This window comes from Bacillus sp. DJP31 (assembly GCF_049310945.1).
Taxonomy (GTDB): domain Bacteria; phylum Bacillota; class Bacilli; order Bacillales; family SA4; genus Bacillus_BS.
This window is the reverse complement of record NZ_JBMERO010000061.1, coordinates 1-6,468: the sequence shown is the minus strand read 5'-3', so window position 1 is coordinate 6,468 and position 6,468 is coordinate 1. Positions and strand designations below refer to the sequence as shown.

Here is a 6,468-nt window from a genome sequence, read left to right as displayed (position 1 = left end):
TAACACTCGTGATGCTTTATTTTAATTTTTAAAATATACATTGACAAAAATAATCTTTGGATTGTAAGGTGAAATTAATGCTTTATAATTAACTTTATAAAAATTTATTTCAATCTTTAAGGAGGGATAAAGATGGATGCGAGAATCAATATGATTATCTATGAGGATTCTGAAGGGGAACTTCTAACATCATGGGGCTGCGCTCCATTTACTGACGAAAGACGCAGAGCTTGTAAAAGGCTTAAAGGAAAACTATCAAAATGTAGATTTAGATGAAAAAACAATGGCCATCCTAGATTATGCCGTGAAATTAACAGTTAAACCACATAGTGTGAAGGATGAAGATGTTCAACAACTTAAAAATTCAGGATGTTCAGACCTTGAAGTGTTAGATATCTGTCAAATAACCTCATACTTTAATTTCGTCAATCGTATGGCAGAAGGATTAGGGGTACAATTAGAAAGTGAATATAAATAAAACGTTTCTTTTTGAGACGGTACAAATTATCGATAAAAGGCATTCCGAACATATAATCGGAATGCCTTTTGTCATTTTTTATCCTTTTATCCTTATAATATAAACTCTCTGAGGTAGGGTTTTATCGATGCTCTATAAGAATTTAATATTTCATCATAACAAGCGTTGAGTTGGGAAAAGATAATCCTATAAAAAAGGAGGATTATCATGATTGAAAAAATGATGTTATGGCTAATGGATTCATCCATGGATGCCGCAATGAAAAATATGCTAACGAGTAAATATGAAGAAAACCCATTCCTAATGACGACGATCGCGACAAAGCTAACTCCAAAAGCAATTATGGAAGCAGGGATGAGGGCACAAACTGGGAAAGAATTGAAGCGGCCTATAGGAAGTCCGAATGTATTATCACCTTGGGAGAAAGTCCTTTTAAATCCCAGACAGCTCTTTGAGCTTCCAACCAAAAGCAAAAAAGAGGTTCAGACAAAAACAGTCATTGGACCAAATGCAAAAAAACCACTTCGATTGGAAACTCCTATTATGTTAACCGGAATGTCATATGGTGGTTCTTTAAGTCTAGCAATGAAGACAGCAATCGCCAAGGGAACTTCCATGGCAGGAACATCTACAAACACCGGTGAGAGTGGACTTACAAATGAAGAAAGAGATAATGCTAATTTATTGATTGGTCAATATAACCGTGCGATGAGAATGAAGGAAGAGGACTTAAAACATTTAGATGCAATTGAGATCCAACTCGGTCAAGGTGCTTGGGGTGGTGCTGCTGAGATTACGACAAAAGCAAAAGATATTGGGGATCATCTTAGAGAAACATGGGCCCTGAAAGAAGGAGAAGACTCTACTATTCAACCGAGATTTCCTAATGTTGAGTCTAGCCAAGACATCATTAATCTAATAAATCGCTTAAAGGCTGAAAATGATGTTCCAGTAGGAGCAAAAATTGCAGGATCAGACTTTGTTGAATATGACTTAGAAATATTAGCTCAAACAAACGTTGATTATATTGTCATTGATGGTTCTGAAGGTGGTACAGCAGGTGCACCACCGACGTTTGAGGATGATATAGGTCTCCCTACCTTACACGCCCTAGTACGAGCAGTGGATTGGTTAAAAGAACATAATTTAAAGGATAAGATTCAAATCATCGCTTCTGGAGGACTTACCACCCCAGGTCATTTCTTAAAAGCATTAGCAATAGGGGCGGATGCGGTATATATCGGGTCCATTGCTTTAATGGCTATTTTACAAAGTCAAATGACTAAAGCACTTCCAAAAATGCCACCACCTCAGTTAGCCTTATACTCTGGGAAGTTAAAGGATGAGTTTGATGTAGAGGAAGGTGCTAGAGATCTTGCTAATTTTCTAAAGTCATGTACGGAAGAAATGAAGGGTGCGCTTCAGGTGATGGGGAAGAAGCAATTAAATGAACTAAGCCGAGAAGACCTAGTTACCATGGATAAGGACCTAGCAGAATTTATGGATATTCGTTATGGAGCATCTCATCGAAAGAGAACGAAATAGGTAATGGATATAGAAACGGGGGAACAGAAATTTTGTACCCTGTTTTTGTATTGTTAGTAAGCCGATAAAATCTATATAGGTATCAAGTTAGTTCTAAACAACGTTGGGCTATGCCCATCACAATCCCCTGCGGAAGGGGTACTCTCGCCTAAGATTGATAGAAAAAAGAGTGAACTTAAAGCTCACTCTATTACTCTATAATTCATCTAACACTTCATTTACCCGATCTACATGTACGGCAAGACGTAATGTTTTTTTGATGAACCCTTCTTTTTTTAATTGACTCATAATCGTACTAGTTGTTTCCCTTGTTGAGCCCACCATATTTGCTACATCTTGATGAGTTAACTTCATTTCAATGGTTTGCCATTCGTTTTTCCGTTTGCCTGTTTTTTCACTAAGCTTTAGCAATAAATAAATAATTCTATATCGCACGTCTCCTAAGGCAATTTTTTCACTAAGGCTGTAGAGTTCTTTTAGTCTTGTTGACAATATATTTATTAGCTTAATTGCAATCTTTGGATTTTTTTCAATAAATGTTTCAAATTCTGTTTTACTAATAATACATAGATACGATTCAGTCATAGCTTCCGCATACGTATCATCGTCTGTAAGAGGTAAAGTTGAGGTTTCTCCAAAGATATTGCCGTCAACTAATATATCTATGGTAAACTGTTTCCCACTTTGATTTATTTTATATAAACGTACCTGCCCTTTTTTTAAGAAAAACAATGCCTCAATTGGCTTTTCTGGAGAAAAAATGAGTGTTCCTTTTTTGACTGGTTTCATTTCACTCATTTCATCTATAACCTGTAAATCCTCCATGGGCAGTTCATCTAAAAGGCTTATTTGAGATAATAGAAATAATTTATCCATTCATGTAACTCCCTTTCTGCTTAAGAATCGGTCTCTAATCTACATTATAAAGCATTTTTAAGAGAAATTTGTAATTTATCTTACTGATTCGGATTTGAGGTTTAGGCTAAGATGTTACAAACAGGAGGTAGAGGGATGAACTTTATATTATTTACGATAGATGGATGTACCAAATGCTTTAAAGCAAAAAAGTTATTGGAGAACAACGGCGTAGACTATATTGAAAAGAATGTTCTGCATGACTTAGATGCTAGAACTGAACTTATAGAACTAGTGAATGAAGTAATTGTACCTATTTTGATAAATAAAGGAAATAATGAAATATTAAAGTGGAATCAATTACAATTAATGTATAAATAGAGGATGCTATAAGATTTCAAAGAGAAAAAGAGCCGTTTTTAGGGACTGCTCATTCCACATGTAGATGAGGGCAAGGTTTCTATTATCTTAATCCTAAAGAAAGGGAGAAAGATTATCTGTAAGGCAGCTTACAATATGGAATGATTATGTAAAAGTAAAAAAGGAAGGGGAATCCCCTGCTTAATTTTTTTATAACACCAGAATTCCCCAAGATGAGTGTCTATTTTTTTTGATAGATGCTTATTTTTTTTGTGAAATAAAAATAGTGACTAGAGTGCCCATACGAAATGAGAACTTAATGAATAGAATGTAACGTTACTCGTCGTATGACTTAAATGAAACTTAAAAAGAAAATTGCAAATAAATGTTAGTTAGATAAGGGAGGTAGGCAGATGATTCAAATGCTACAATCCATGTTAAAGAAATCACCCAAACAAACTAATCAAACATATCAGCCAGTTCAACAATACCATCCAGCTCAAAAACAACTTTTTGGTTTTGATCCAAATCCCAATCTAATGAATAATGGCGTTAGAAGTGTGAATAGTGGAGATCCTTTTAGAGGAAGAGGTAATCAAAGAGGATTTAGTCAAAATAGTATGCCTCATCAAAGATACCCTTTTGGCCCAAGGGGTGGAGCCAATCAAGGTGGATTTAATCAAAGTATGATGAATAGTCCAGGGAGAACAAACACAAGGGGTATGAGCGGAATAGGATTCGGACAAAGACAAGGTAATCAAACAACAGGCTATCCCCAAAATCAACAAGCACCCAAATCAGGCGGGTTATTACAGAAGTTATTATCAGGTAATAATAAAAATTCTTCAACACAAACTGGAGCAAACAGATCAACACAAAACTTCCAATCAATAGGAACTGGCCTTACTACTACTCAAACTGATTTCGGGGATGCAAGCAACTTGGGTCCTTCTCAAAGTGGTTCTAAAATTATGGGTGCATTAGACAAAATTCAAGGGTACCTAAAAATAGCTGAGTCTGCAGCTCCAATGGTAGAACAGTATGCTCCCTTGACTTGATTAGTAATCTTCCTGTCCTGATAAGCCTTTTAAGGGATAGTGACGACGATGATGAAGATACAAAAACTGAAAAAGTTAAAAAAGAAACTAAAAAGGGAAAAAGGAAAAAAGAAAAAGCAGAGAAAGAGAATAAGGAAATGAAAGAGGACAACGAACAACCTAAAAATAAAAAAGAGATCTCATCAGAGAAAACAAATCAAAAAAATGAAACCAACAGAAAGTACACTGGCCCAAAACTATATGTATAACCTATATGGTCATTTGTCTGTGACTTTTGATTAGTTATAGGAATATACGGTTCCAGGATTTGAAGGTACCTCAATGGCATCTCCACATTTCGCTGGAGCAACAGATTTAATTTGGAGTATACAACCTGACCTAATAAGAGGTGGGAAAATTACTTAATGAAACATCAAAAAACTGAATGACTCCTTTTTATATTAAAATTGGACTGATTAATACATTAAAAGTAAATGAATTGTTTTAAAAAAAGATAGGTAAAACTAAGTGTTATAGCACTTAGTTTTTTTGATAGTATCAGAATTCATATAGTTTGTGCATCTAAATCCGGCTTACATTGGATTGGAAGTGATCGTCATATCCTTCATAATCTCCATTTGAATTTTCTTGAATTGTTCTTGCCCGAAAAAGTCTTTAGCTCTAGATAGTGCCTTTCTCACTTTTTTATCATTTTCCTGAAGGGAGTGATTGAGCTGCTGGATAATCTGTTTAGCCTCTGATCCGTTAACATTGTTGGAAACGTTATCCAATAAAACTGTTGTTTGTTGGGAAAATTGTCTGTAACCACCAATCCACATCACCATGTTTTTTTGAACTTCATGACTATAAAATCCATTGTAAGCTCTACGAATTCCGCCTTTTGCTCTAGCGTGACCATATGCTAATTCTGATACAGCTCGGTAATAAAGAATCATCCCATCTACGTGACTGGATTCAGGATGAATTCGTAGTTGACTTGAAAGAGCATAAATCCTTTGAACGATTGGTATGGCAGACTGCATGACCTTCCACAAGTTTTGTAGGCGTTCTCTTTCTTGATTTGATAAAGTAATAGGTTGTAAATCCATTGAATGCATAATAATTCATCCTCCCTTTTATAGTCGTGGAATAGCTTGAACATTTTCTATTTCTTTCTTTATTCTGACCCAGTCAACTCCAAAAAGTGATTGACCTAAATAATGGGCTTTATCTATACTGTCTACAATTTGTTTATCCAATTGATAGCTTTGGTTAATTAAAGAATAAGCCTCTGGCGGTGGTGAAGAGTTTTCCATTGATAATTGAAAATTAGGAAATATTTGAGCACCTGATATTTTAAGGGTATCAAGCTCGAACACTAACTGCATTGGAAGTAACGGGTTATTTTTACCACTTTTAAGACGGTTAATAATCCCTTGTACTGCATCAGTACCATAGCCCACATCAGCAACAGATGCATGATAGGGATTAACCCCAGGTGGAAGATCTTATGGATGGAACAAGTCTAAACCCTGTTGTAATAGAACAAACAACTTCTTTAGCGGCTCGAACATTATTAAGCTCGTTATTAATTTGATCAAAATAATAGTTTGAATGATTCATTTTTGGTCACTCCTTTTAGGCTACTGTCTTTACAAATAATCATATTCAATCAACATATAAGGGTAATAAATATTGTTAACCTACTACCTTACCTCTTTAAATTTAAATTTTTTAGAGCTTAGTTGTCTATATGTGGGGTGGAAGCGTAGCGATACGTGGAACTGACAGATACTAATAGGTCGAGGACTTAACCAAAAATAATAACGAGACTTTCCTTTGAGTCACCATCGTAGATTACTAAAAGGGGAAAGCAATTTAAAGAAGTTTTTCCTTCAGCCATTTTTTTCATATAAATTTTAACAAAGAATATATTCTTAGAGAGGATGTTCAAAAAGTCCGGCAAAAATAGCTTCGAATTTCTTCGTCAGCTCGTCTTTCCGCTCCTCACGTATACAAAACATACGCGCAGGAAGCTCAAGACTTCGCTTCCTTGAACTTCTTTGCTCTTTTTGTCCTCCTTTTTGAACAGGCTCTTAGAGAAGAATTTACTGAGGAGGCGAAAAATGAGAGGGTATATTCCAAGGGGTATGATGCAAAAATTATTAGTTTGGGAACAGACAAATTCACATC

9 protein-coding genes are annotated in these 6,468 nt (G+C 35.4%); 5 read left to right on the top strand and 4 right to left on the bottom strand.

The window, feature by feature from the left end; genetic code table 11:
- Positions 1-283: 283 nt before the first annotated feature.
- Both ACOI1C_RS22120 and ACOI1C_RS22115 read left to right on the top strand, forming a co-directional pair.
- Complete coding sequence (locus ACOI1C_RS22120) at positions 284-478, top strand: carboxymuconolactone decarboxylase family protein (protein ID WP_422512803.1); 195 nt, start codon at positions 284-286, stop codon at positions 476-478.
- 207 nt (positions 479-685) lie between these two features.
- The gene (locus ACOI1C_RS22115) at positions 686-2,023 is read left to right on the top strand and encodes an FMN-binding glutamate synthase family protein (protein ID WP_422512802.1); all 1,338 of its coding nucleotides are present in this window, start codon (positions 686-688) and stop codon (positions 2,021-2,023) included.
- Between the two features lie 195 nt (positions 2,024-2,218).
- On the opposite strand, the gene ACOI1C_RS22110 is transcribed toward ACOI1C_RS22115, so the two are convergent.
- A complete protein-coding gene (locus ACOI1C_RS22110; protein ID WP_422512801.1) occupies positions 2,219-2,899 on the bottom strand; it encodes a Crp/Fnr family transcriptional regulator in 681 nt (226 codons plus the stop codon).
- 135 nt (positions 2,900-3,034) lie between these two features.
- Here ACOI1C_RS22110 and ACOI1C_RS22105 point away from each other — a divergent pair, with 135 nt between their 5' ends.
- From ACOI1C_RS22105 to ACOI1C_RS22095, 3 genes are all read left to right on the top strand, one after another.
- Positions 3,035-3,259 carry a glutaredoxin family protein gene (locus ACOI1C_RS22105; RefSeq protein WP_422512800.1) on the top strand — a complete coding sequence of 75 codons (225 nt, stop codon included), beginning with the start codon at positions 3,035-3,037 and terminating at the stop codon, positions 3,257-3,259.
- Positions 3,260-3,651: 392 nt separating this feature from the next.
- The gene (gene vrrA / locus ACOI1C_RS22100) at positions 3,652-4,296 is read left to right on the top strand and encodes a VrrA/YqfQ family protein (RefSeq protein WP_422512799.1); all 645 of its coding nucleotides are present in this window, start codon (positions 3,652-3,654) and stop codon (positions 4,294-4,296) included.
- A complete protein-coding gene (locus tag ACOI1C_RS22095) occupies positions 4,293-4,544 on the top strand; it encodes a hypothetical protein (protein WP_422512798.1) in 252 nt (83 codons plus the stop codon). Before vrrA ends, ACOI1C_RS22095 begins: the two co-directional genes overlap by 4 nt.
- Before the next feature lie 324 nt (positions 4,545-4,868).
- Here ACOI1C_RS22095 and ACOI1C_RS22090 read toward each other — a convergent pair whose 3' ends face one another.
- From ACOI1C_RS22090 to ACOI1C_RS22080, 3 genes are read right to left on the bottom strand one after another with little or no spacing between them, the layout of a single operon-like run.
- Positions 4,869-5,393, bottom strand: coding sequence for a hypothetical protein (locus tag ACOI1C_RS22090; RefSeq protein ID WP_422512797.1), 525 nt, complete (start codon positions 5,391-5,393; stop codon positions 4,869-4,871).
- Between the two features lie 18 nt (positions 5,394-5,411).
- Positions 5,412-5,738 (bottom strand): hypothetical protein, encoded by a 327-nt coding sequence (locus tag ACOI1C_RS22085; protein ID WP_422512796.1) that lies wholly within the window; start codon positions 5,736-5,738, stop codon positions 5,412-5,414.
- 25 nt (positions 5,739-5,763) lie between these two features.
- On the bottom strand, positions 5,764-5,898 hold the full coding sequence (locus ACOI1C_RS22080) for a hypothetical protein (protein WP_422512795.1): 135 nt from the start codon (positions 5,896-5,898) through the stop codon (positions 5,764-5,766).
- Positions 5,899-6,468: the final 570 nt, after the last annotated feature.

Bases quoted from the DNA above. Each gene is read 5' to 3' on its own strand.
- ACOI1C_RS22120 (WP_422512803.1), top strand. From the start codon at position 284: ATGGCCATCCTAGATTATGCCGTGAAATTAACAGTTAAACCACATAGT.
- ACOI1C_RS22115 (WP_422512802.1), top strand. From the start codon at position 686: ATGATTGAAAAAATGATGTTATGGCTAATGGATTCATCCATGGATGCC.
- ACOI1C_RS22110 (WP_422512801.1), bottom strand. From the start codon at position 2,899: ATGGATAAATTATTTCTATTATCTCAAATAAGCCTTTTAGATGAACTG.
- ACOI1C_RS22105 (WP_422512800.1), top strand. From the start codon at position 3,035: ATGAACTTTATATTATTTACGATAGATGGATGTACCAAATGCTTTAAA.
- vrrA (WP_422512799.1), top strand. From the start codon at position 3,652: ATGATTCAAATGCTACAATCCATGTTAAAGAAATCACCCAAACAAACT.
- ACOI1C_RS22090 (WP_422512797.1), bottom strand. From the start codon at position 5,393: ATGCATTCAATGGATTTACAACCTATTACTTTATCAAATCAAGAAAGA.
- ACOI1C_RS22080 (WP_422512795.1), bottom strand. From the start codon at position 5,898: ATGAATCATTCAAACTATTATTTTGATCAAATTAATAACGAGCTTAAT.